Genomic DNA, 24,200 nt, shown 5'->3' on the forward strand with positions numbered 1-24,200 from the left:
TTCCACGCAAGGCGCCGAGCGCGCAAAGTCGGTGCAGCGGCTCAAAACCCGCGCGCAATTCCAGGCCGTACTCGCTGGTGCCACCGTGGCGCGAACCGCCCATTTCGCACTGCATCGCTGCGCCCTGGATGCGGCAGACGGTGCCGAGCCTCTGTTCGGCGCGTCTGCCGTCTGGCTGGGAGCCATGGTTCCCAAACGCTGGGCGCGCCGCGCGGTCACGCGCAATGCCATCAAGCGCCAGATCTACACCGTGGGCGCTGCGTCGGAAGCTTCGCTGCCGGTCGCCGCGCACGTGGTACGCCTGCGCTCGGGTTTTGACCGCAAGGTCTTCGTGAGCGCCTCGTCGGACAAGCTCAAGGCCGCAGTTCGCACCGAGCTCCAGCAACTGCTGGCGCGCGGCGCCTCGGTGCGCGCATGATCCGGCGCCTGCTGATCCTGCTCGTCAAGGGCTATCGGTTGCTGCTGAGCCCCTGGCTCGGGCAGTCATGCCGCTTCGAGCCAACCTGTTCGGCCTACGCGCTCGAGGCGCTCGACCGACACGGCGCCGCCGTGGGCAGCTACCTCACACTGAAACGCATCGCCCGTTGCCAGCCCTGGTGCCAGGGTGGCCACGACCCGGTTCCGCCCCAGGGGCAGCGCGGGACGCACAAGGCGTTGTTTTCTTCTCTCTCCTCCGACAAGAAATCTTCTTCATGAACGATATTCGCCGCACCATCCTGCTGGTGATTTTTGGTTTCTCGCTGGTGTTGCTGTGGGACCAGTGGCAGGTCCACAACGGCAACAAGCCGACCTTCCTGCCCTCGTCGAAGACGGCGGCGAGTGCGCCCGGGGCGGGTGCGCCAACGGGCGCCGCCAGCGGCGCTGCCGGTGCCGTGCCGGCAGCAGCCGGCGTTGCGGGCGCCCCCACCGCCGTGCCGACGCAGCCCGCGACCGCGGCGGTCGGCGAGAAGGTGACCATCACCACCGACGTGTTCAAGGCGACCATCGATGGCCAGGGCGGCACGCTGTCCGGGCTGCAACTGCGCCAGTACGACGACCAGACCAACCACCACGGGCTGGTCGAGTGGTTCAACAAGCTCATCGGCCGTCCGACGCCGCCGAACCTGGTCGTTCCGGTCACCCTGATGGAAGATGGCTCGCCAGCCACTCTTTATGTGGCGCAGACGGGCCTGGTCAACACCGTGGACACGGGCGACCGCTTCCCCAACCACCTCAGCCTGATGACGCCGACGGCCGGTCCGCGGGAACTGGCCGACGGCCAGAACGCGCTGGAAGTGTCATTCGAGTCGCAGCCGGTGGGTGGCCTGAAGTACATCAAGACCTACCGCTTCCTGCGCGGCGATTACTCGATCCACGTCAGGCACCAGATCGTCAACGTGAGCGACCAGCCACGCGACGCGCAGCTTTACCTGCAGCTCGTGCGCCACGGCACGGTGGCCGCAGGCACCATGTTCGGCACCAACACCTTCACCGGTCCGGCGGTCTACACGGAAGAGAAGAAGTTCCACAAGGTCGCGTTCACCGACATCACGAAGAACAAGGCCGAACTGCCGCCGCCCGCCAACAATGGCTGGATTGCGATGGTGCAGCATTACTTCGTGTCGGCCTGGCTGCTCAACAGCCCGGGCAGCGATGCCTACAAGCGCGAGTTCCGCGTGGCCGACCTCGGCAACAACCAGTACTCGGTGGCCATGGTGCTGCCGCTGCCCAAGCTGGCACCGGGTGCCTCGCAGACCATCGACAGCAGCCTGTTCGCAGGCCCTGAAGAAGAAAAGAAGCTCGAAGCGCTCGCGCCCGGTCTCGACCTGGTCAAGGACTACGGCATCTTCGCGATCATCTCCAAGCCGCTCTACTGGCTGCTCAACCAGTTGCACAACATCCTGGGCAACTGGGGCTGGTCGATCGTCGCGCTGGTGGTGCTGCTCAAGGCGGCTTTCTATTGGCTCAATGCCAAGGCCTACGCCAGCATGGCCAAGATGAAGGCTATCAATCCGAAGATCACGGAAATGCGCGAGCGGCTCAAGGACAAGCCGCAGGAGATGCAGCAGGAGATGATGCGCATCTACCGCGAGGAAAAGGTCAACCCGATGGGCGGCTGCTTCCCGATCGTGATCCAGATCCCGGTGTTCATCGCGCTCTACTGGGTGCTGCTGTCTTCGGTCGAAATGCGCCATGCGCCGTGGATCGGCTGGATCCATGACCTCTCGGCTCCCGACCCATGGTTCATCCTGCCCGTGGTGATGACACTGACCTCGCTGCTGCAGACCTGGCTGAACCCGAAACCACCAGATCCGATGCAGGCCAAGCTCATGTGGATCATGCCGCTGGCGTTCAGCGTGATGTTCATCTTCTTCCCGGCCGGCCTGGTGCTGTACTGGATCACGAACAACACGTTGTCGATCGCCCAGCAGTGGTTCATCAACAAGCGCCTGGGTGTGCTCGGCAAGTAAGCCCCACCCCGCACTCCCCGAAGGGCCGCGCAAGCGGCCCTTTTCAATTGGCGCTGCCCCAGGCGCTTTGCTGGAAGAATAGGCCCATGCTCGCACGCACCTCCGACCCGATCGTTGCCATCGCCACTGCGCCCGGACGCGGGGCCGTCGGTATCGTGCGGGTGTCCGGTCGACAGCTTGGCCCCCTCGTCCAGGCCCTCTGCGCGCGACCGCTGAAGCCGCGCGAGGCAACCTACCTGCCCTTTCTCGACGGGGGAGGCGAGCCAGTCGACCACGGGCTCGCCCTGTACTTTCCGGCGCCCCACTCCTTCACCGGCGAAGACGTGCTCGAACTGCAGGCCCATGGCGGTGCAGTCGTGCTGCAGCTGCTGGTGGCACGCTGCCTGGAGGCGGCGGCCGAGGTCGATGGGGCCACCGGTCGCGCGCGCCTGCCCGGCCTGCGGGTGGCCGAACCCGGCGAGTTCAGCCAGCGTGCCTTTCTCAACGGCAAGATCGATCTGGCGCAGGCGGAGGCGATCGCCGACCTGATCGACGCGAGCACCGAGGCCGCAGCGCGCAGCGCCGGCCGCTCGCTCTCGGGTGCCTTTTCGCGCGAGATCCACACCCTGCGCGACGCGTTGATCCACCTGCGCATGCTGGTGGAGGCCACGCTCGACTTCCCCGAGGAAGAGATCGACTTCCTGCAGAAGGCCGACGCCGTCGGCCAGCTCGTGGCGCTGCAGGCGCAGGTGGCCGGCGTGCAGCAGCGCGCGCGTCAGGGCGCGCTGCTGCGCGAGGGCATCAAGGTCGTGATCGCGGGCCAGCCTAACGCGGGCAAGAGTTCGTTGCTCAATGCGCTGGCTGGCGCGGAACTCGCCATCGTGAGCGCGGTCGCGGGCACCACGCGCGACGTGGTGTCGCAGACCATCCAGATCCAGGGCGTGCCGCTGCATGTGGCCGACACGGCCGGCCTGCGGGAAAGCACCGACGAGGTCGAACAGATCGGCGTGGCGCGTGCCTGGGGCCAGATCGAAGGCGCCGATGCCGTGCTGTTCCTGCACGACCTCACGCGCGCCGATGTTGCGGACTATGCGGCCGCCGACGCGGAGATCCTGCGCTTGCTGCGCGAGAAGCTGCCCGCCGGCGTGCCGGTGCTCGACGTGTGGAACAAGCAGGATGCCGCGCCGGCGCAGGCCGCGCGCGATGGCATCGCACTGTCTGCCCGCACCGGCGAAGGCATCGAAACCCTGCGCCAGGAACTGCTGCGACTGGCCGGCTGGCAGGCCGTGCCCGAAGGCCTTTACTTGGCGCGGGCGCGCCATGTGCATGCATTGGCGCAGGTGGCCGGGCATCTGGCAGGCGCGGCCGGGCACCTGGCGGCGCGGGCGCAGTCGCTCGACCTGATGGCCGAGGAGCTGCGGCTCGCGCAGAACGCGCTCAACGAGATCACCGGCGAATTCGGTGCCGACGACCTGTTGGGCGTGATCTTCTCGCGCTTTTGCATCGGGAAGTGACGTGCGCCCCAGCGCACGGCCCCCATCTTTCGCGCTGCCTCAGACCTTCAGTCCGCGCTGCAGCCGGTCGATTGCCAGCGCCAGCGCTTCGGGGCGGCCCGACAACACCAGCGTGTCGCCATCGGCCAGCACCAGTGCATCGTCGGGCATGGCCGCTGTGCCGTTGCGGTGGCGCAGGTTCGCCACGCGCACCTGGAGCGCCTGCAGCGCCATCGCACCGAGCGTCTGACCGATGGCGCGCGCGTCCGGCGTCAGCGTGAAGGTGTTCAGGCGCTCGTGGCCCAGGTCGCCGACCGTGTCGTCGTCGGCGCCGTGGAAGTAGCCGCGCAGCAGGTTGTAGCGCGCATCGCGCAGGTCCTGTACCACGCGGATCACGCGGCGCATCGGCACGCCGACCAGGGCGAGCGCATGGCTGGCGAGCATGAGGGACCCCTCGATCGCCTCGGGCACCACCTCGGTGGCGCCAGCCGCCTGGAGTTTCTCGAGGTCGAGGTCGTCCTGCGTGCGCACGATCACCGGCACCTGCGGCGCGTGGGTGCGCGTGTTCGCCAGCACCTTGAGCGCACCGGGCACGTCCAGGTACGTGACGACCACTGCGCTGGCGCGGGCCAGGCCTGCGGCCATCAGCGCCTGCAGCCGCGCGGCATCGCCGAACACCACCGAATCGCCCGCAGCGGCCGCTTGCCGCACGCGGTCAGGGTCGAGGTCGAGCGCCAGGTAGGGAATGCCTTCGCGTTCGAGGATGCGCGCCAGGTTCTGGCCGCAGCGTCCATAGCCGCAGATGATCACGTGCCTGGAGGTGTTGATGGTCTTGCGCGCGATGCTGGTCATCTGCAGCGACTGCTGCATCCAGTCGCTGGCCACCAGCTTGCGCACGATGGCGTTGCTGTACTGGATGATGAAGGGCGTGGCGAGCATCGACAGCACCATCGAGGCCAGCACCGGGTTGGCCAACCAGGGCGGCAGCAGGCTGCGGTCCTGCGCGAGCGTCAGCAGCACGAAGCCGAATTCGCCGGCCTGCGCCAGGTACAGGCCGGTGCGCAACGACACACCAGCGGTCGCCCCCAGGCCGCGTGCGAGCACCGTGACCAGCACCAGCTTGAAGCCCAGCGGCAGCAGCAGAAGAACGCCTACCAGCGCCCAGCGGTCGACCACGATGTGCCAGTCGAGTGACATGCCGATGGTGATGAAGAACAGGCCCAGCAGCACGTCGTGGAAGGGCCGGATGTCGGTCTCCACCTGGTGCTTGTATTCGGTCTCCGACACCAGCATGCCGGCGATGAAGGCGCCCAGCGCCAGACTCAGGCCGGCCAGTTCGGTGAGCCACGCGAGCCCGAGCGTGATCAGCAGCAGGTTCAGCATGAACAGCTCCTGGCTGCGTCGGCGCGCCACCAGCGTGAGCCACCAGCGCATCACGCGTGGCCCGCCGTAGAGCAACACGCCCACGAGGAAGCTGGCCTTGAGCAATGCGAACGACAGCGCCTTGAACAGCGCCTCGGGTGGCGCGCCCAGCGCAGGAATCAACACCAGCAGCGGCACCACGGCCAGATCCTGGAACAGCAGCACGCCCATCACGCGCTTGCCGTGCTCGCTCTCGAGCTCCAGCCGCTCGGCCATCAGCTTGACGACGATGGCCGTGCTGCTCATGGTGAGCGCGCCCGACAGCGCCAGCGCCGTCTGCCAGCCCAGCCGCCATGGCGGCGGCAGCACCGTCGCCAGCATGAGCGCCCCGCCAGTGGCGATGCCCATGGTCAGAAGCACCTGCAGCATGCCCAGGCCGAACACGTGCTTGCGCATGGCGCGCAGCTTGGGCAGGCTGAACTCCAGTCCGATCACGAACATCAGAAACACCACGCCGAACTCGCCCAGGTGGCGGATGCCCTCGGAGTTCTGCGCCAGCGCCAGGGCATGGGGGCCGATGAGCACGCCGGCCGTCAGGTAGCCGAGCATGGGCGGCAGCTTGAGCGAGCGGCAGGCCACCACGCCGATCACCGCAGCGAGCAGGTACAACAGCGTGAGATCGAGTGATGACATGACCCGATGCTAGCAAGGGCCATGCGCGTCGGCCGGCCGGGGGCGGCCCGCCCGATAAAATCCCGCAATGAGCTCCCGCCCTCCCCTGATTCCCGTGGTCGATCCCGATGCGATCCTCGCGCGCGCGCGCGACACCTTCGACATCGAGGCCGCCGCAGTCGCCGGTCTGAAGACCCGCGTCGGTCCCACCTTCGTGGCTGCCGTGCGCAAGATCCTCGAAGTGCGTGGCCGCGTGGTCGTCATGGGCATGGGCAAGAGCGGCCACGTCGGGCGCAAGATCGCCGCCACCCTCGCCTCCACCGGCACACCCGCGATGTTCGTGCACCCGGCGGAGGCCAGCCATGGCGACCTGGGCATGATCAAGTCCGTCGACCTGGTGCTGGCCATCTCCAACAGCGGCGAGGTCGAAGAGCTCACCACACTCCTGCCCGTGGTCAAGCGGCAGGGCGTGCCCATGATCGCCATGACCGGGCGCGCCGAGTCCACGCTCGCGCGCTATGCCGACATCGTGCTCGACAGCGGCGTCGAGAAGGAGGCCTGTCCGCTGAACCTGGCGCCCACGGCCAGCACCACCGCGCAGATGGCGCTGGGCGACGCGCTGGCTGTTGCGCTGCTCGATGCGCGCGGGTTCGCCGCCGCCGATTTCGCGCGCTCCCACCCGGGCGGCGCGCTCGGCCGCAAGCTGCTCACGCACGTGAGCGACGTGATGCGCTCGGGCGACGCCGTGCCGCGCGTCACCCCCGAGGCGAGCGTGAGTGCCCTGATGCGGGCGATGAGCATCCAGGGTTTTGGCGCCACGGCGGTGGTCGACGCCGAGGGCCGTGCCAGCGGCATCTTCACCGACGGCGACCTGCGCCGGCTGATCGAGGCCGGCACCGACCTGCGCACACCCACGGCCGCCCAGATCATGCACCCGGCGCCCCGCACCATCCGCGCCGACGCGCTGGCGGTCGAAGCCGCCGAACTCATGGAGCAGCATGGCATCACCCGCTTGTTCGTGGTGGACGCCGCCGGCCTGCTGATCGGTGCGCTCAATACCACCGACCTGATGCGCGCGAAGGTCATTTGATGGCGCACCCGTTTCCCACCGAAACCCTGCTTGCCGCGCAGGACGTGCGCATCGTGTTCTTCGACGTCGACGGCGTGCTCACCGACGGTGGCGTGTATTTCAGCGAGCATGGCGAAACCCTCAAGCGTTTCAGCATCCTCGACGGCTATGGCCTCAAGCTGCTGCGCCAGGCCGGCATCGTGCCTGCAGTCATCACGGGTCGCGATTCCAAGCCGCTGCGCGTGCGGCTGGAAGCGCTGGGCATCACGCACGTGCGCTACGGCACCGAAGACAAGCTGCCCGCCGCCCAGGCCATGCTCGACACGCTCGGCTTCACCTGGGCCCAGGCTGCCGCCATCGGCGATGACTGGCCCGACCTGCCAGTGCTGATGCACGCCGGCTTTGCCGCCGCACCGGCCAACGCACATGCCGAGGTGCGCGCCGTCGTGCACCATGTGACGGCCGCCCGCGGCGGCGACGGTGCAGCGCGCGAGCTGTGCGACTTGCTGCTGACCGCAGGCGGCCACTACCGCCGCATGCTTGACGCTGTCAAGGGCACGGCTGCATGAAGCAGCGCAAATCCCTGGGCAGCCTGGTGCGCGACGGATTGGACCGTGTGACCATCTACCTGCCGGTCATCCTGACCTTCGCGCTCGCACTGGGCACCTACTGGCTGGTGCGCAATGCGCCCAAGCTGCTGGAGTCGACGGCCCCCGCTGCGCCCGTGCACGAGCCCGACTTCTTCATGCGCGAATTCGTGGTCAAGAACTTCCTGCCCAATGGCGATCTGCGCAGCGAGCTGTTCGGCACCGAAGGCCGACATTTTCCCGACAACGACACGCTGGAAGTCGATCAGGTGCGCGTGCGTTCCGTGTCGGCCGATGGGCTCATCACCCGTGCTACCGCCAATCGAGGCCTGTCGAACGGCGACGGCAGCGAGGTCCAGCTGTTCGGCAATGCCGTCATCGTGCGCGACGCAGCCATCGGCAAGAACGGCCAGCCGGTGCCCCGCCTGGAATTTCGCGGCGAGTTCCTGCATGCCTTTCTCGACACCGAACGCGTCAAGTCGAACAAGCCCGTGGTCCTGACACGTGGCACCGACCAGTTCACGGCCGACACGCTCGACTACGACAACCTCAGCGGCGTTGCCAACCTGCAGGGCCGTGTGCGCGGGGTGCTGGTGCCATCGGCAGGCGCTGCCAACCCACCTGGCGCCACGCGCTGAAACCGGAACTTCGCAACATGGCGCCACTGGTCTTCATCACGGGTGCGTCGAGCGGCATCGGCCAGGCATTGGCCGCGCGCTTCTACGACGCGGGATACCGGCTGGCATTGACGGCGCGGCGCACGGCCGAGATCGAGGCCTGGGCCCTCGCCCGAGGCATTGACCCCACCCGCATGCGCATCTATGGTGCCGACGTGGCACAGCTCGATGACATGGTGGCCGCCGGCGCCGCGTGCATGGCCCAGCAGGGACTGCCCGATGTGGTCATTGCCAATGCAGGCATCAGCGTGGGCATCGACACCGAAGTGCGCAGCGACCTCGACGTGCTTGCGCAGACCTTTGCCATCAACAACGTGGGCCTTGCGGCGACCTTCCATCCCTTCGCGGCCGGCATGCGACGGCGGGGCAGCGGCCGGTTGGTGGGCATTGCCAGCGTCGCTGCCATTCGCGGGCTGCCGGGTCATGGCGCCTACTGTGCGAGCAAGGCCGGCGTGGTCGCTTACTGCGAAAGCCTGCGCGGTGAACTGCGCGCCAGCGGCGTGAAGGTGGTCACCTTGTGCCCGGGCTACATCGACACGCCTCTCACACGGGGCAATCGCTACGGCATGCCTTTTCTGATGCAGGTCGATGCCTTCGCCGACCAGGCGTTTCGCGCGATCGATGCGGGCACCAGCTACCGGGTGATACCGTGGCAGATGGGTATCGTGGCCAAGCTGATGCGCATGTTGCCCAATGCCTGGTTCGACCGCGCGGTCCAGGGTCGCGGGCGCAAGAAGCGCCAAGGGGAATGACAGCGAAGCGCTCAGCGCACGCCTTAATGTAAAAAGGCTCCCGAAGGAGCCTTTTTGCCGATGGCGACGAATCAATAGCCGCTGTTGCCGCCGCCGTAGCCGCCACCACCGCCGCCGTTGCGACCACCACCGCCGCCGCCACGAGGGCCTGCGCCATAGGGGCTGCGGAAACCACCGTCGCCGCCGCCGCCGCCGCTGCGACCACCGCCGCCGCCGTAACCACCACCGCCGCCGCCGCCGCTGCGACCACCGCCGCCGCCGCCGTAACCGCCGCCGCCACCATATCCACCGCCGCCGCCACCACCACCGTAGCCGCCGCCCCCACCGAAGCCACCGCCGCCGCTGCGAGGCGGACGAGCCTCCATCGGACGTGCTTCATTGACGACCACGCTGCGGCCGCCCAGAGGCTGGCCATTCATGCCATTGATGGCTGCCTGCGCTTCCGCGTCGCTGCCCATTTCGACGAAACCGAAGCCTTTCGAGCGGCCCGTATCGCGTTCCATCATGACTTTCGCGCTGGTCACTGCGCCGAACTGGCCGAAAGCCTGTTCCAGGTCGCCGTCGCGCACGGAATACGGCAGGTTGCCGACGTAGAGTTTGTTGCCCATCAAGGGACTCCTCATAAACACATCAAGAAAAGCGATGGAGTCCCGAGAGCACCACCCAATCGAAATCGCCGAGCGCGCGAAACTGACCGATCACCGAACTTGCCACCCCCGAGAAAATTTAAAGGGAGGCTCGTGCATTATGGGTGAAATATTTTGAAAGTAAGCAAGAATTTCCCCTGAGGGCCCGCCGATTGAAAATTAAATGAAGCCAGCGCTTGCTCACAAACACGGGTTTTCCCTCGGCTACAATCGGGGCGTCATTGGGGAGTAGCCGCCTTCCATCGCGAGAAGGGTGTGCGTCAACAGACTTGCCCTGCCTTGCGCAGGACATGGCGTACACGGTGTGAACTTGGCGAGACCTTTGACCATGCAGTTTCGGAAATATGGCCGAAGGTGCTGCATGGTCAATTGCGTCCTTCGGCCCAAGGAACCCACGTCATGGAAGCTTTTCTCGTCGCCACCGGCATCGTCGCGCTGGCAGAAATGGGCGATAAGACCCAATTGCTCGCGCTGCTGCTTGCCGCGCGCTTTCGCAAACCCTGGCCGATCGTGCTGGGCATCTTCACTGCCACCATCGTCAACCATGCGCTCGCGGGTGCCGTCGGCAGTTGGGTCACGCAAGTGCTCGGTGCCAACGTGCTGCGCTGGATTCTCGGGGGCTCGTTCATCGCCATGGCGGTGTGGATGCTGATTCCGGACAAGCTCGACGAGGACGAAACGCCCAAGGCCTCGAAGTTCGGTGTCTTCGGCACCACCGTGATCGCCTTTTTCCTTGCCGAGATGGGCGACAAGACGCAGATCGCCACCGTCATGCTGGCGGCCCGCTTCGTCAACGACTACGTATGGGTCGTCGCCGGCACCACGTTGGGCATGATGCTGGCCAATGCGCCGGTCGTCTGGCTGGGCGACAAGCTGGTCAAGCGCGTGCCCATCAAGCTGGTCCACGCCATCTCCGCCGTGATCTTCCTGGTGCTCGGCATTCTGATGATCGTCAGCGGCTGATTTTCACGAAGACCTCCTGGTCGTTTTTGGGGTGGCCTCTTCGCCAGAAACGCCGCGGAACCGGCTCCGCCGGGCCGCCGGTGTTGCCCCCGCAAGGGGGTTGGCGCTGCCACACAAAGTGGGCAAGCCTGGGGGGGTATACTGACGCTGCGCCGATTTGCTTCAGCTTGCGGGCGCTCTATAAATTCCGCTAAAGACAACCGCCGGACCCGGCTCGTTTTTGGCGAGGCCGGGTTTTTTTCGTCCATGTCCTTCGAAGTCCTTCCCCAGTCGATGTCGTTTGCCGGGCCGCTCGCCCTGCGCAGCGGTGCGGCACTGCGCGACTACACGCTTGCCTATGAGACCTATGGCACGTTGAACGCCGACCGCAGCAATGCGGTGCTCGTGTGCCATGCGCTCAACGCGTCGCACCACGTGGCCGGCGTCTATGCCGGGCAGCCCCGATCCGAAGGCTGGTGGGACAACATGATCGGGCCGGGCAAGCCGGTGGACACCAACCGCTTCTTCGTCATCGGCATCAACAACCTGGGTTCGTGCTTCGGCTCGACCGGGCCGATGCACATCGACCCGGCGACGGGCCGGGTCTACGGCGCCGACTTTCCGGTGGTCACGGTGGAAGACTGGGTCGATGCCCAGGCGCTGCTCCTCGACGCGCTTGGCATCGACACGCTGGCCGTCATGGGCGGCAGCCTGGGCGGCATGCAGGCGCTGTCCTGGACGCTGCAGTATCCCGCGCGCGTCAAGCACGCCGTGGTGGTGGCCAGTGCGCCCAACCTCACGGCCGAGAACATTGCCTTCAACGAGGTGGCGCGGCGCGCCATCGTCACCGACCCCGACTTCAACGGCGGTCACTTCTACGAGCACGGCGTGATCCCCAAGCGCGGCCTGCGCATCGCGCGCATGATCGGGCACATCACCTACCTCAGCGACGACGTGATGAACGAGAAGTTCGGGCGCCAGTTGCGCAGCGCTGTCGAAGGCGAACTGGCAGGCACCGGCTACCGCTATTCCACGCAGGACATCGAGTTCCAGATCGAGAGCTACCTGCGCTACCAGGGCGACAAGTTCAGCGAGTACTTCGATGCCAACACCTACCTGCTGATCACGCGCGCACTCGATTATTTCGACCCGGCGCGCGAGCACGGGGGTGACCTCACCGCAGCCTTCGCGAAGGCCACGGCGAAGTTCCTGCTGGTGAGCTTCACCACCGACTGGCGCTTTTCCCCTGCGCGCAGCCGCGAGCTGGTCAAGGCGCTGCTCGACAACCGCCGCAGCGTGAGCTACGCCGAGATCGATGCACCCCACGGCCACGACGCCTTCCTGCTCGACGACGTGCGCTACATGTGCGTGGTGCGCTCGTACTTCGAGCGCATGGCCAAGGAGCTTTCCGCATGAGCGATATCGCCACCCAGCGCCTGATTGCTGCCCTGGTGCCGCCGGGCGCACGCGTGCTCGACCTGGGCTGCGGCGATGGCGCCCTGCTCGATCTGCTGCAGCGCGAGCGCGGCTGCAGCGGCTATGGCGTGGAGATCGCCGACGGCAACGTGCTCCAGTGCATCCGCCGCGGCGTCGACGTGATCCAGCTGAATCTCGACGAAGGCCTGGCGATGTTCGACGATGCGTCGTTCGACGTGGTGCTGCAGATCGACACGCTGCAGCACCTGCGCAATGCCGAGGTCATGCTGCGCGAGACCGCGCGCGTGGGCCGCATCGGCATCGTCGCCTTCCCCAACTTCGCGCACTGGCCCAACCGCCTGAGCATCGCGCGTGGGCGCATGCCGGTGACGCGGCGCCTGCCTTACCAGTGGTACGACACCCCCAACATCCGGGTCGGCACTTTTCGTGATTTTCAGGCGCTGGCGCAGAAGAACGAGCTGCGCGTGCTGGACGCCTTTGGGCTGCAGGACGGCCGCGAGGTGCGCTGGCTGCCCAACGCACGCGCCGGCACGGCCGTCTTCAAGTTCGAGCGCGGCTGAGCGATTGGGGGGGTGGCCAAACCATGGCACTGACTCTGGCCGCCGCCGTGCACAGCGAACTCGTCATCAAGAAGAGCCGCTTCCTGGGCTGCGTGCAGCCTGTGGCCGACCGCGCAGCAGCGTTGGCCGTCGTGCAGGAGCTGCACGCGCTGCATCCCGGCGCGGCGCATGTGTGCTGGGCCTTGATGGCGGGCGGCCAGTCCGCTGCCAACGACGACGGTGAGCCGGGCGGCACGGCCGGTCGTCCCATGCTCGAGGTGCTGCGCCATCAGGAGCTCGAAGGCGTGCTTGCCACCGTGGTGCGCTATTTCGGCGGCGTCAAGCTGGGCGCCGGCGGGCTCGTGCGCGCCTACACCGATGCGATTGCACAGGCGTTGATCGGTGCGGACAAGTTGCCTTTGCAGCGCATGCAGACGCTGTGTTGCGAGGTCCCGTATGCCATGGAGGGTCTGCTGCGGCGCGAGCTGGCAAACGCCAACGCCACGCTGATTGACGTGGCGCATGGCAGTCTGGTGCGGCTGGTCTTTACCACCGTGCAAACTCACGCGCCTATACTGGTCTCGCGCATCGACGATGCGAGCCAGGGCCGCGCCGGCTGGGTCGATCCGCCCGATACAGTGGACCCAGTCTGATATTCTTCGGACGCCGGACGGATTTGGTTACCACTCTTGCGCAATGAAGTGCCGATCGGCGAAGATGCGTTCATACGATAGTCGTTTTGCAGAGGAGCAGCCATTGGCTTCACAGTCCCCCTTTTTCGGCAAGCGCACGAGCGACGTCGACACCTCCCCCGCCCGTCCTGCGCCGCTCGTCGGCTCAGGCACCAACCTGGCGGGCTCGCCCGTCAACGTATCGCTCAACAGCGGTGCAGGCAGCCTTGGCGCGCCGGCAGCAGCGCCTGCGAAGGAGAGCGGCAGCAAGCTGACCGTGGGTCCCAACATCAAGCTCAAGGGTGTCGAGATCACGGACTGCGACACCCTGGTGGTCGAAGGCATGGTCGAGGCGACCATGGATTCGCGCGTCATCCAGATCGCCGAGCAGGGTGAATTCAAGGGTTCGGCCGACATCGACATCGCCGAAATCCGTGGCGTGTTCGACGGCAACCTCACGGTGCGCGACAAGCTCGTCATCCATTCCACCGGCAAGGTCACCGGCAAGATTCGCTACGGCAAGATCGTCATCGAAGAGGGCGGTCGGCTCTCCGGCGAAATCAGCTTCGGCGCGGCCTGATCCTCGCCAGCAAGGCGCCTGCTGCGGCAGGCGCTTTTTCTTTGGCGCCATTGATGAAGAAGACGAAGACGTCGCGGGCCTTGGCCGCGGGGTCTGCGTCAGCCTGCACGCGTGGCAGGCCCGACGGCGTGCCACCTTCGGCCCATGACTGCGCGTGCGACGCCCAGGCTTCGATCGCCTTGGGTGCATAGCCGTTCTTGAGCTTGGCGCTGCTCGCCATGAGCCGCGCATAGGCAAAGTCACCCGTCAGGTTCGCAAAGGACGGGAATTTGTCCGAATCGGTGAACACGGTGGCTACACCATGCTTGCGCGCGAGCGCCAGGTAGGCGGGTGCCATGAAGCTGTCGTGGCGCACGTCCATCACATGGCGCAGCGTGCGGCTGCCCTCTTTCTTTGGCAACAGGGCGAGGAAGGCGGCGAAATCCGCTTCGTCGAAGACCTTGGTCGGCATGAACTGCCAGACGATCGGTCCCAGTTTGTCCTGCAGTTCGCTGATGCCGCTGTCGATGAAGCGCGCGATCGACTCGCCCGCCGTGGCCAGCAGCTTGCGGTTGGTCGTAAAGCGTGACGCCTTGAGCGAGAAGATGAAGTCATCAGGGGTTTCGCTGTGCCACTTGCGAAAGCTCTCGGGCTTCATGGTGCTGTAGTAGGTGCCGTTGACCTCGATGGCCGTGAGCTGGCGGCTGGCGTAGTGCAGTTCCTGGTTGTGCGGCAAACCCTGGGGATAGAAATTGTCGCGCCACGGTTCATAGGTCCAGCCGCCCACACCGACGCGGATGCTTGAGGTCGATAGGCTCACATTGCACTCCGGGTTGAGACCTCCCACTCTACGCGGGCCGGCGAGAAGCGCAAAATACTTTGCTGACCGTTTCTTCCTTGTTGTCACCCACGCGGAGATCCCCATGAACGCACCCCTGCACCGCGAAATGCCCGCGGGCCTGCTCGACGCCGAGCGTGCCCTGTCCGATGTCACCACCCAATGGGACACCGACATCGTTCGCCAGCTCACCGACTACATCGCCATTCCCGCGAAGTCTCCCGGTTTCGACAAGGACTGGTCGGCCAACGGCCATCTGGAGACCGTGCTGCGCAACGCCGCCCAATGGGTCGAGGCCCAGAAGGTCGAAGGACTGAGCCTGGAGATCGTGCGCCTGGAGGGCCGCACGCCCGTGCTGTTCTTCGACGTGCCCGCCACCGGCACCGACATGCGCGACACCGTGCTGATGTACGGCCACCTCGACAAGCAGCCTGAATTCACCGGCTGGCGCAACGACCTCGGCCCCTGGACGCCCAAGTACGAAGACGGCCTGCTCTACGGACGGGGTGGCGCGGACGATGGCTATGCGGTGTATGCGAGCATCGCGTCGCTGCAGGCGCTCAAGGCGCAGGGCGTGGCGCATCCGCGCATCGTCGGCCTCATCGAGACGTGCGAGGAAAGCGGCTCCTATGACCTGCTGCCCTATGTGAACGCGTTGCGTCCGCGTCTGGGCGAGGTCGGCCTGGTGATCTGCCTGGACTCGGGTGCCGGCAACTACGACCAACTCTGGCTGACGACCTCGCTGCGCGGCCTGGCCGGCGGCACGCTCAAGGTCGAGGTGCTGACCGAGGGCATTCATTCGGGCGATGCGTCCGGCCTGGTGCCCTCGAGTTTTCGGATCATGCGTCAGGTGCTCGACCGGCTTGAGGACAGCGCCACCGGCCGGCTGCTGCCCGCCAGCTTTCACTGCGAGGTGCCGCCCGATCGCCTGGCCCAGGCCCAGGCCACGGCGGCCATCCTCGGCGACGAGCTGTTCAAGCGCTTTCCCTGGGCGCATTACGACTGCGGCGGCTCGACCCAGTTCGCACTGCCCACCACCACCGACCCTGTGGAAGCACTGCTCGCGCGCACCTGGAAGCCGACGCTGTCGGTGACTGGCGCCGAAGGCTTTCCGGCCCTGAAGGACGCTGGCAACGTGTTGCGTCCCTACACGGCCTTCAAACTGTCGCTTCGCCTGCCGCCGCTGGTGGACGCTGGTGTGGCGGTGCAACAGCTCAAGACGCTGCTCGAAGACAACGCGCCGTACCAGGCGAAGGTCACGTTCGAGGGCGGTGGCGGCGCCACCGGCTGGAATGCGCCCACGATCACGCCCTGGTTCGAGCGCGCGCTTCACACGGCGTCGCAGGCGCACTTTGGCGCGCCTTGCGGCTACATCGGCCAGGGCGGCACGATCCCGCTGATGAACATGCTCAGCGAAGGTTTCCCGACCGCGCAGATGATGGTCTGCGGCGTCCTGGGACCGAAGAGCAATGCGCACGGCCCCAATGAATTCCTGCACGTGCCCTACGCCAAGAAACTGACGGCCGCGGTGGCCGAGGTGATTGCCGCATTGCCTGTCGCCCACCGCGCCGAGGCTCAAGCGGCTGCGGTCGCCTGAGGGGCGGAGCAGGCCGAGCGGCCCGGTCCCCCCAGCGGACGGACGCTCAGCGTTTTTGCAGCAGCCCGCTCAACGACGCCAGCAGGTCGTTGGGGTTGCCCGCGCTTTCACCAGGCTCGGGCACCTTGCCGTTCGGCGTGAGCCGGTCGATGAGGGTGGGCAGCAGTGCGGCCAGCATCGGCAGCAGGGTCGCCGCGTCGATACCGAGCTTGCCGGCGATGCGGGAGATCACGTCGCTGCCCAGCGCGTCGTGCACCTGCTCGCCCGTGACCGATGCGTTGTCGCCCTTGCCGATCCAGGAGTTGACGACCTGGCCCAGGCCGGCTTGCTCGAACTTCGAGACCAGGCCACCCAGGCCGCCGACCTCGCTCTGATTGTTGGTCAACAGGCTACCCAGTGCGCCGGCGATGCTGCCCAGGTCACCCAGGCCACCGGCTCCGCCCGCCTGCGATCCTTGCGCGTTGCCGCCGAGCACTTGGCCCAATACCGAGTCGAGCAATCCCATGACCATTCCTTGTGTATGTGACAGAACGGCAATTGTGGGGCGCGATCCGCACGCCCGGGGCATGCGCCGATCTTTATCAGGCGCAGCGTGAGGAATTGCAGCCGGCTTACGGCGTACCCGTGGTCGTGCGGGGCGGGCGCTTGGCCAGCAGCGGTGCACTCACGCCTTCGACGCCCACCAGGCCGAGCACGGTGACCAGCGAGGTCTGCGCACCCTTCCAGGCATCCGTCAGGTCGATCCATTCGGACAGCGCATGAAAGCCGCCGGTCTTGCCGCCACCACCGATGATGATGGCCGGAATGCCCAGCGACATTGGCACGTTCGCGTCGGTGCTGGCACCCGACAGCAGTGTTTTCTGGCCGAAGGCGGCGTTGGCACGCGTGGCGGCTTGCACGATGGCGGCGTCGGAGGGCGTGCGGCCGCCTGGCCGGTCGCCGATGAGTCGGGTCGACACGCTCAGCGTGTTCACGCCCCAGCGCTGGTTTTCCTCAGCCACGCCTTCTTCGATGGCCGCGAGGATCTTCTTTTCGGTTTCCAGCAGTGGCGCCATCTCGTCGGAGCGGATGTCCACCGCCATGCGCGCATCCGGCGCGATGGTGTTGACGGATGTACCGCCGCCGACCGTGCCCACGGTGAAGGTGGTCTTGGGGAAGCTCGGCGGGCGGATGTCGGCGATCTTCGCGATGGCGCGACCCATGCCATGGATGGCACTGGGCACCTGGCCGAAGGCCGCGTAGCTGTGGCCGCCCGGACCCTTGAACGTGACTTCGTAGCGGTGGCTGCCGGTGCCCAGCACCAGCACGCTGCCAGCCGGCGCGGGCTCGATGCCCACCATGCCATCAATGGCCAGGTGGTCCGCGAAGATGCGCTTGATACCGCGCAGGTTGCCCAGTTCTTCCTCGCCCACGTTGCCCACGAAGAGGATGTCGCCCGTGGTCTGGATCTTCTGGTCGTTGAGCACCTTGACCCAGGACAGCAGCACCGAGAGGCCGCGCGTGTCGTCGGAGATGCCAGGCGCATAGAGCCGGCCGTCGCGTTCCTTGACCTTCACGTCGGTGCCGGCGGGGAACACGGTGTCCAGGTGCGCGGAGACGAGCAGCAGCGGGCCGGTGCCAGTGCCCTTGCGCAGCGCGACCACATTGCCTTCGGCATCGATGCGCGCGTCGCGCAGGCCGAGCGCCTTCATGCGCGCGAGAAAGGCTTCGGCGCGTGCCTGTTCCTTGAAGGGCGGCGCCTCGATCTCGGTGAGCAGGCGCAGGTCTTCGATCGATCGCGCGTGATCGGCCTCCACGGCGTCGAGCAGCTGGCGAATCTGCGGCGCCGCCATGAGCTGGGTGTAGGCCCGGTCGATGTCAGGCGTGACCTGGCCCGTGCCCGCAGCGGTGGGTTGCGCCTGCGCAAGGCTGGCCGTGAGCAGCCCCGCACAGAGCGCCGCGCAGGCCAGGCCGGCGACGGTCGAACGCATACACAGGGCCGGGCGGGCGGAGCGGCCAGAGAGGCGGGAAGATGAGGAAACGGACCGGAATGCGTGGAATGAAGACATGCGTGAAAGGGCGACCTGAGGAAGAAATTCAGAGAAGAAGAGCGTGCTGCAAGGAGGGTGCCAGCGGCTTCAGCCCGCGAGCGACACCAGCGCGGCGAGGGCGGCCGTCTCGGCGCGCAGGACGCGGTGACCCAGCGTGAGCGGCGCGAAGCCGCGGCCCAGCGCCAGCGCTTCTTCCTGCGCGCTCAGGCCGCCTTCGGGCCCGCTGAGCACATGCATCGCCCCGGTCCGATCGCCAGCAAAGCCGGCCGCAGGGCGGGTTCCCGGCGCCAGGCTGAGCATCGCGCGTGCAGCATCGGCTGCATCGCCCAATGGCACTTCCGGCAGGCCGGCCAGCCAGTCGGAGAGGCTGCGCACCGGGTGGATTTGCGGCACGCGGTTGCGCCCGCATTGTTCGCACGCCGACACTGCAATCGCCTGCCAGTGCGCGACCTTCTTGTCGGCCCGTTCGCCCGACAGCCGCAGCACGCCATGGGCGGTGAGCAGTGGCTGGATGCTGGCAACGCCCAACTCGGTGGCTTTCTCGACCAGCCAGTCCATGCGGTCGTTGGCCGGCATGCCCGGCGCCAGGTGCACGGCCCGCGCGGCCTCGCGTTCGACCGCATGGTGCGCGCCGACCTGCACGACGACCTCGCTGCGGCCCATGCGCTCGACCGTGGCGGCGTATTCGCCCCCATGGCCGTCGAACAGGGTCAGGGCGTCGCCGGGCTGCAGGCGAAGCACCTGCACGTGGCGCGCGGCACCGGCGGGCAGCGAGAGCGTGGTGTCGGCCGACAGTGCGACGGCGCAATGAAAACGTGCCACGGGCGCCTACATCCGTCCGTAGGCGAAACCTGTCTGTGCCTGCGTGCCTTCGATCTCGTCGATGGCACGCAGCAGCGGCGTCAGTTCGCTGTAACGACCTGCCGTCGCCCGGATGTAAGCGATGAAACGGGGCGTGTCGGCCAGGTAGCGAGGCTTGCCGTCGCGCAGCGAGATCCGCGCGAAGATGCCCGCCACCTTCAGGTGCCGTTGAAGGCCCATCCATTCGACCGAGCGGTAGAAGGCGCCGAAGTCGTCGCCCACCGGCAGGCCGGCCTTGCGTGCCCGTTCCCAGTAGCGGATGGTGACGTCGAGCACGAACTCCTCGTCCCAGCTCAGGAAGGCGTCGCGCAGCAGGCTGGCGATGTCGTAGGTGATGGGGCCGTACACCGCATCCTGGAAGTCCAGCACGCCAAGCTGCCCGTCGCCGCCCAGCATCAGGTTGCGCGGCATGAAGTCGCGGTGCACGTAGACGCTCGGCGCGGCCAGGTTGTTCTCGACGATCAGCCGGAAGCTGCGCTCGAGCCGTTCCTGCAGCTTCCCTTCGACGGCGACACCCCGATGGCGGGTGACGTACCACTCGGGAAAGAGCGCCAGTTCGCGCTCGAGCAGCGCCCGGTCGTAGGGGGGCAGTACGCCCGGGCCGGACGCGAGCTGCCAGCGCACCAGGGCGTCGATGGCGGCGTCGAAGTGGGGCCGTGCAGCGTGGGGCTGTGCCGGATCGAGCGCCTCGATGAGGGTGCGCGTGCCCAGGTCGCTGAGCAGCATGAAGCCGTTGGCTTCGTCCCAGTCGAGGACCTGCGGCACCGCCACGCCAGCGGCCTGCATCATTTGGGCGATGTGGACGAAGGGCGCGCTGTCTTCCTTGTCAGGCGGTGCGTCCATCACGATACGGCTGGCGGCGGGGCCGGTGGCATCGATACGGAAGTAGCGCCTGAAACTGGCGTCGGCGGACGCCAGGCGCAGGCTGTCGGGCACCAGGCCCTGGGGCGCAGCGATGCGTGAGAGCCACTGGTCGAAAGCGGCCGAGCGTGCCGGGTCGCTCCAGGTGATCGGCGCGGCGGCGCTGGCAGGCGGGGTCAGGGGTGCGGTCATGGATAATCGATTCTACAAACGCACCCGGCGCGGACCCTGGCCAAACGCCGGTCTTCGGCGCCTAGTTCGCGCTCCTCCGACGATTTTTCGAGACGTCCCGACTCCATGCCTGAACTGAAACGCCCCGTCGCGGCCCGGCGGGCCATCGAATGACGTTGAACGCACGACGCCGCTACGGCCCCCCGCTGCCGTTGGCGGCGCTTGCCCTCGCGCTGCTGCACGCGCACGCGGCCTTGGCGCAGGGCACGCCCGCCGACAGCGCGTGGATCGACGCGCCGCTGACGCTCCAGCGCACCCCGCAGATCCCTGAAACCATTGCGCAGACCGAACGCGGCGAGCGGCCCAGCTTCGTCGAAGGTGACCGCCTCTCGGGGCGGCCCAACCTCGAAACCGTGGTCGAAGGCAATGCCTCGCTGCGCCGTGGTGACACCGCCATCCGCGCCGACCGGCTCGAGTACTACCAGCCCGACGACACCGCCAAGGCCACCGGCAACGTGCACGTGAACCAGGCCGGCAATACCTACGACGGGCCCGAGCTGCAGCTCAAGGTCGAGACCTTCGAGGGCTTCTTCAACAACGTGCGCTACAAGTTCCTGGAGACGGGCGGGCATGGCGATGCCGACCGCATCGACTTCGTGGACTCGAACGTGTCGGTGGCGCGCAACGTCACCTACACCACCTGCCGCCGCGAGGACTACCCCGGCTGGATGCCGGCCTGGCTGCTGACCTCCGCCACGCTGACGACCGACACCGAGGAAAACGTCGGCGTGGCCACCGATGCGCGCCTGAGCTTCATGGGCATCACGACACCGGCCCTGCCGTCGGTGAGTTTCCCGTTGAGCAACGACCGCAAGAGTGGTCTCTTGCCGCCGGTCTTCGGCATCGACAGCGTCAATGGCATCGAACTGCTGCAGCCTTACTACTGGAACATCGCGCCCAACCGGGACGCCACCTTCTATCCGACGCTGATGAGCAAGCGAGGTGTGAACCTCGGCAGCGAGTTCCGCTACCTCGAGAACACCTACAACGGTCAGGTGCGGCTGGACTACATGCCCTCCGACACGCTGCGAGACCGCGAGCGCTGGGGCTTCTGGTCGCAGCACAACCAGGCCTTCGACCCCAAGCCTTTCGGACTCGATTCGCTCAGCGGCTCGCTCACCATCAACCGCGTGAGCGACAACGACTACTGGCGCGACTTCTCGCGCACACCGTCGCTCACCTCACGCCTGCTGGCCAACGAAGGCGCCTTGAACTGGAGCAAGGGCGACTGGAGCGGCCAGGCACGCGCACTGTCCTACCAGACGCTGCAGTACTCGCTGTCGCCGATCACGCCACCGTACGATCGCATGCCGCAGCTCACGGCCAACTACAACAAGTACGACTGGAACGGCCTGGACGTGTCGGGCGCGCTCGACTACACCCGCTTCCATGCGGATTCGGCCTACGCACCGACCCTCAACGGCCAGCCGCAGCCCAACGGCGAGCGCATGCTGGGCATCCTGCAGATCAGCCGGCCCTTCCTCACGCCGGGCACCTTCGTGATTCCGAAGGTCCAGCTGCACACCTCGGCTTACCAGTTCGACACCGCGCTGGCCAACGGCGCCACCTCGGCGACCCGCGTGCTGCCGACCTTCAGCCTCGACAGCGGCCTGGTGTTCGAGCGCGACACCAATTTCTTCGGCCGTGCGTTCCGCCAGACGCTGGAGCCGCGCGCCTACTACACCTATACGCCGTACCGCGACCAGAGCCAGCTGCCGGTCTACGACACGGCCGCGAACGACTTCAATTTCGCCACAATCTACACGGACAATGCGTTTTCGGGCAACGATCGGATTGCCGACAACAACCTTTTGACCGTGGGAGTGAGCACTCGTCTGATCGATCCCGACAGCGGCGTGGAGGCCGCGCGCTTCGGTGTCGCCCAGCGCCTGCGCTTCAGTGACCAACGGGTGACCCTGCCCAACGTGCCCACCGTGACCGACCGCCTGAGCGATGTGCTCCTGGGCGGGCAGATCAACTGGTCGCCCAAGTGGAGCGTGGACAGCACTGTCCAGTACAACCCCGACGAGCGCAAGTCGACACGCAACGTGATCACCGCGCGCTACAAGCCGGCGGACTACCACACCCTGGGAGTGGGGTACCGGTACCAGGCGCCCACCACTCCGACGTCGACCGACGGCAGCAAGTCGCTCGACCTGAGCTGGCAGTGGCCGCTGGGTGACCTCTGGGGCGATGCATCCAAGGACGCAGGGCCGCGACGGGACAAGGGAACGGGCCGCTGGTATGCGGTCGGTCGCCTGAACTACAGTCTGCAGGACCGTGCGCTCACCGATGGCGTGGTTGGCGTGGAATACGATGGTTGCTGCTACGTCGGCCGCATTGTGTTGGAACGTCTGACCACGGGACAGGTCTCAGCCAATACGCGGATCATGTTCCAGATCGAGTTCGTCGGGTTTGCGAGTGTCGGTTCCAGTCCGATGCGCAGCCTTTCACAGAACGTCGAGGGATACCAGCCGCTGCACCAACCGGGCCAAGGCCCGAGCCGCTTTACTAATTACGACTGAGTTTGCAATGACCCATTTCCGCTCCTCCCTGACCCTGGCCTGCCTTGCGCTCGTGGCTGCTTCCGCGGGCGCCCAGGGTGTGCGCCCGGGTGGCGGCATCACGGACATCATGCGTTCCCCCCGCTTTGCTGCGCCGGAAACCCTGCGAGCACCTGCACCCACCTCGGGCGTGCCGGTGCAGCGGGCGGCGGAATTCATCGTGGCGCTGGTCAATTCGGAGCCGATCACCAACACCGAGGTGATGGTGCGCGTGGATCGGCTGGTGCGTGAGAACGCCGAGGCCGAGCGCATGCCGCGAGGCGAACTCACGCGCCTGGTGCTCGAGCGCCTGATCAACGAGCGTGCGCAGCTCCAGCTGGCCAAGGAAAACGGCATCAAGGTCGACGACCTGACGGTCGACCAGGCCGAGGAAAACGTGGCGCGCCAGAACCAGATCACAGTGACCGAACTGCGCCGCAGGGTGATTGCAGAGGGGCTCACCCAGACCGAGTTCCGCAACGATCTGCGCACGCAGCTCCTGCTCACGCGGCTGCGCGAGCGCGAAGTCGAGTCGCGCGTGAAAATCAGCGACGTCGAGGTCGAGCAGTACATTCAGGACCAGCGCAAAGGCACCAATGCGGCAGCGCCTCAGCAGATCAACCTGGCGCAGGTGTTCATCGAGGTCCCGGAAAACGCCACCAACGCGCAGGTGGCCGCAGCGCAGCAAAAGGCCCAGGGCATCGCCCAGCGCGCCCGTTCGGGCGAGGACTTCGCCAAGCTGGCACGCGAGCTGTCCGACGCGTCCGACCGGGCCGCCGGCGGTGCGCTCGGCCTGCGCAGCGCCGACCGGTATCCGCCGCTGTTCGTTGACGCCACCCAGTCGACGCCACTCAACGGCATTGCAGGTCCCGTGCGGTCGCCCGCAGGCTTCCACGTGCTCAAGGTGCTGGCCAAGGGCGACGCCGGTGCCACGGACGGCGTGGTCACGCAAACCCAGGCGCGCCACATCCTGCTGCGCGTGGACGACCAGCGCACGACGGCCCAGGCCATCGCACAACTTGCTGAATACAAGCGCCGCATCGAGTCCGGCACGGCCGACTTCGCCAGCCTGGCGCGCGACAATTCGCAGGACGCCAGTGCCAAGGCCGGTGGCGATCTCGGCTGGACCCGTCCGGGCCAGTTCGTGCCGGAATTCGAAGAGGTGCTCAACCGCATGTCGCCCGGCCAGATCAGCGATCCGGTGGTGTCGCGCTTCGGCGTCCACCTGATCCAGCTCGTAGGTCGCCGCGAGGCCAAGCTCACGCAGGTCGAGCAGCGCGAGGCCACCCGTGCGGTGCTGCGTGAAAAACGGATCGCCGAGAACCTGGAAACCTGGATGCAGGAAGTGCGCGCGCGTGCGTACGTCGAATACCGCGACGCGCCGCAAACCTGAGAGCGCCGAT

General features: G+C 66.8%; 23 protein-coding genes and 1 riboswitch. Of the genes, 16 read left to right on the forward strand and 7 right to left on the reverse strand.

Going from position 1 to position 24,200, the window contains the following annotated elements; all coding sequences use genetic code 11:
• Positions 1 to 31: 31 nt before the first annotated feature.
• The 4 genes from J2W36_RS09955 (at position 32) to mnmE (ending at position 3,943) form a co-directional block, all read left to right on the forward strand.
• Positions 32 to 418, forward strand: a complete 387-nt coding sequence (locus J2W36_RS09955; protein WP_307689610.1) for a ribonuclease P protein component — start codon at positions 32 to 34, stop codon at positions 416 to 418.
• Positions 415 to 696 (forward strand): membrane protein insertion efficiency factor YidD, encoded by a 282-nt coding sequence (yidD, locus tag J2W36_RS09960; RefSeq protein WP_307689558.1) that lies wholly within the window; start codon positions 415 to 417, stop codon positions 694 to 696. Before J2W36_RS09955 ends, yidD begins: the two co-directional genes overlap by 4 nt.
• Positions 693 to 2,450 (forward strand): membrane protein insertase YidC, encoded by a 1,758-nt coding sequence (yidC, locus tag J2W36_RS09965; protein WP_307689560.1) that lies wholly within the window; start codon positions 693 to 695, stop codon positions 2,448 to 2,450. The genes yidD and yidC overlap by 4 nt, the downstream gene beginning before the upstream one ends.
• A gap of 86 nt (positions 2,451 to 2,536) precedes the next feature.
• Positions 2,537 to 3,943 (forward strand): tRNA uridine-5-carboxymethylaminomethyl(34) synthesis GTPase MnmE, encoded by a 1,407-nt coding sequence (gene mnmE, locus J2W36_RS09970; protein WP_307689561.1) that lies wholly within the window; start codon positions 2,537 to 2,539, stop codon positions 3,941 to 3,943.
• A 39-nt stretch (positions 3,944 to 3,982) separates the two neighbouring features.
• Here mnmE and J2W36_RS09975 read toward each other — a convergent pair whose 3' ends face one another.
• On the reverse strand, positions 3,983 to 5,977 hold the full coding sequence (locus J2W36_RS09975; protein ID WP_307689562.1) for a monovalent cation:proton antiporter family protein: 1,995 nt from the start codon (positions 5,975 to 5,977) through the stop codon (positions 3,983 to 3,985).
• A gap of 67 nt (positions 5,978 to 6,044) precedes the next feature.
• Here J2W36_RS09975 and J2W36_RS09980 point away from each other — a divergent pair, with 67 nt between their 5' ends.
• From J2W36_RS09980 to J2W36_RS09995, 4 genes are read left to right on the forward strand one after another with little or no spacing between them, the layout of a single operon-like run.
• Entirely contained in the window at positions 6,045 to 7,046 is a 1,002-nt protein-coding gene (locus tag J2W36_RS09980) for a KpsF/GutQ family sugar-phosphate isomerase (RefSeq protein ID WP_307689563.1), read from the forward strand.
• Positions 7,046 to 7,594 carry a KdsC family phosphatase gene (locus J2W36_RS09985; protein WP_307689564.1) on the forward strand — a complete coding sequence of 183 codons (549 nt, stop codon included), beginning with the start codon at positions 7,046 to 7,048 and terminating at the stop codon, positions 7,592 to 7,594. The genes J2W36_RS09980 and J2W36_RS09985 overlap by 1 nt, the downstream gene beginning before the upstream one ends.
• A complete protein-coding gene (gene lptC / locus J2W36_RS09990; protein WP_307689565.1) occupies positions 7,591 to 8,250 on the forward strand; it encodes an LPS export ABC transporter periplasmic protein LptC in 660 nt (219 codons plus the stop codon). The genes J2W36_RS09985 and lptC overlap by 4 nt, the downstream gene beginning before the upstream one ends.
• A gap of 17 nt (positions 8,251 to 8,267) precedes the next feature.
• Complete coding sequence (locus tag J2W36_RS09995) at positions 8,268 to 9,041, forward strand: SDR family oxidoreductase (protein ID WP_307689566.1); 774 nt, start codon at positions 8,268 to 8,270, stop codon at positions 9,039 to 9,041.
• Between the two features lie 71 nt (positions 9,042 to 9,112).
• Here J2W36_RS09995 and rbp read toward each other — a convergent pair whose 3' ends face one another.
• A complete protein-coding gene (gene rbp, locus J2W36_RS10000; protein ID WP_307689567.1) occupies positions 9,113 to 9,649 on the reverse strand; it encodes an RNA-binding regulator in 537 nt (178 codons plus the stop codon).
• 246 nt (positions 9,650 to 9,895) lie between these two features.
• Positions 9,896 to 10,081, forward strand: a riboswitch (yybP-ykoY riboswitch).
• 6 nt (positions 10,082 to 10,087) lie between these two features.
• On the opposite strand from rbp, the gene J2W36_RS10005 reads away from it, so the two are divergent.
• From J2W36_RS10005 to J2W36_RS10025, 5 genes are all read left to right on the forward strand, one after another.
• Positions 10,088 to 10,651, forward strand: coding sequence for a TMEM165/GDT1 family protein (locus J2W36_RS10005; protein WP_307689568.1), 564 nt, complete (start codon positions 10,088 to 10,090; stop codon positions 10,649 to 10,651).
• Between the two features lie 246 nt (positions 10,652 to 10,897).
• A complete protein-coding gene (gene metX, locus J2W36_RS10010) occupies positions 10,898 to 12,046 on the forward strand; it encodes a homoserine O-succinyltransferase MetX (protein WP_307689569.1) in 1,149 nt (382 codons plus the stop codon).
• Positions 12,043 to 12,627, forward strand: a complete 585-nt coding sequence (gene metW / locus J2W36_RS10015) for a methionine biosynthesis protein MetW (protein ID WP_307689570.1) — start codon at positions 12,043 to 12,045, stop codon at positions 12,625 to 12,627. The genes metX and metW overlap by 4 nt, the downstream gene beginning before the upstream one ends.
• A 23-nt stretch (positions 12,628 to 12,650) precedes the next feature.
• The gene (locus tag J2W36_RS10020) at positions 12,651 to 13,259 is read left to right on the forward strand and encodes an IMPACT family protein (RefSeq protein ID WP_307689571.1); all 609 of its coding nucleotides are present in this window, start codon (positions 12,651 to 12,653) and stop codon (positions 13,257 to 13,259) included.
• Between the two features lie 103 nt (positions 13,260 to 13,362).
• Positions 13,363 to 13,857 (forward strand): bactofilin family protein, encoded by a 495-nt coding sequence (locus tag J2W36_RS10025; protein WP_307689572.1) that lies wholly within the window; start codon positions 13,363 to 13,365, stop codon positions 13,855 to 13,857.
• On the opposite strand, the gene J2W36_RS10030 is transcribed toward J2W36_RS10025, so the two are convergent.
• On the reverse strand, positions 13,838 to 14,656 hold the full coding sequence (locus tag J2W36_RS10030) for a DUF72 domain-containing protein (RefSeq protein ID WP_307689573.1): 819 nt from the start codon (positions 14,654 to 14,656) through the stop codon (positions 13,838 to 13,840). The genes J2W36_RS10025 and J2W36_RS10030 overlap by 20 nt on opposite strands.
• Positions 14,657 to 14,759: 103 nt before the next feature.
• Here J2W36_RS10030 and J2W36_RS10035 point away from each other — a divergent pair, with 103 nt between their 5' ends.
• Positions 14,760 to 16,271: a M20 family metallopeptidase gene (locus tag J2W36_RS10035; protein WP_307689574.1), complete on the forward strand. Its 1,512-nt coding sequence runs from the start codon at positions 14,760 to 14,762 to the stop codon at positions 16,269 to 16,271.
• A gap of 46 nt (positions 16,272 to 16,317) precedes the next feature.
• Here the strand turns inward: J2W36_RS10035 and J2W36_RS10040 are convergent, their stop codons facing one another.
• The 4 genes from J2W36_RS10040 to J2W36_RS10055 all read right to left on the reverse strand — a co-directional run bounded on the left by J2W36_RS10040 (position 16,318) and on the right by J2W36_RS10055 (position 20,215).
• Positions 16,318 to 16,839 carry a YidB family protein gene (locus tag J2W36_RS10040; RefSeq protein ID WP_370869290.1) on the reverse strand — a complete coding sequence of 174 codons (522 nt, stop codon included), beginning with the start codon at positions 16,837 to 16,839 and terminating at the stop codon, positions 16,318 to 16,320.
• A gap of 43 nt (positions 16,840 to 16,882) precedes the next feature.
• The gene (locus tag J2W36_RS10045; RefSeq protein ID WP_307689576.1) at positions 16,883 to 18,241 is read right to left on the reverse strand and encodes a M20/M25/M40 family metallo-hydrolase; all 1,359 of its coding nucleotides are present in this window, start codon (positions 18,239 to 18,241) and stop codon (positions 16,883 to 16,885) included.
• A gap of 147 nt (positions 18,242 to 18,388) precedes the next feature.
• The gene (locus J2W36_RS10050; RefSeq protein ID WP_307689577.1) at positions 18,389 to 19,123 is read right to left on the reverse strand and encodes a 16S rRNA (uracil(1498)-N(3))-methyltransferase; all 735 of its coding nucleotides are present in this window, start codon (positions 19,121 to 19,123) and stop codon (positions 18,389 to 18,391) included.
• A 6-nt stretch (positions 19,124 to 19,129) separates the two neighbouring features.
• Positions 19,130 to 20,215: an aminoglycoside phosphotransferase family protein gene (locus J2W36_RS10055; protein WP_307689578.1), complete on the reverse strand. Its 1,086-nt coding sequence runs from the start codon at positions 20,213 to 20,215 to the stop codon at positions 19,130 to 19,132.
• Positions 20,216 to 20,364: 149 nt separating this feature from the next.
• Between J2W36_RS10055 and J2W36_RS10060 the strand changes: the two genes are divergently transcribed.
• Together J2W36_RS10060 and J2W36_RS10065 are read left to right on the forward strand one after the other, a co-directional pair.
• Entirely contained in the window at positions 20,365 to 22,779 is a 2,415-nt protein-coding gene (locus J2W36_RS10060; protein ID WP_307689579.1) for an LPS-assembly protein LptD, read from the forward strand.
• A gap of 7 nt (positions 22,780 to 22,786) precedes the next feature.
• On the forward strand, positions 22,787 to 24,190 hold the full coding sequence (locus J2W36_RS10065; RefSeq protein WP_307689580.1) for a peptidylprolyl isomerase: 1,404 nt from the start codon (positions 22,787 to 22,789) through the stop codon (positions 24,188 to 24,190).
• Positions 24,191 to 24,200 lie beyond the last annotated feature (10 nt).

The organism is Variovorax ginsengisoli (assembly GCF_030811835.1).
Lineage (GTDB): Bacteria > Pseudomonadota > Gammaproteobacteria > Burkholderiales > Burkholderiaceae_C > Variovorax > Variovorax ginsengisoli_C.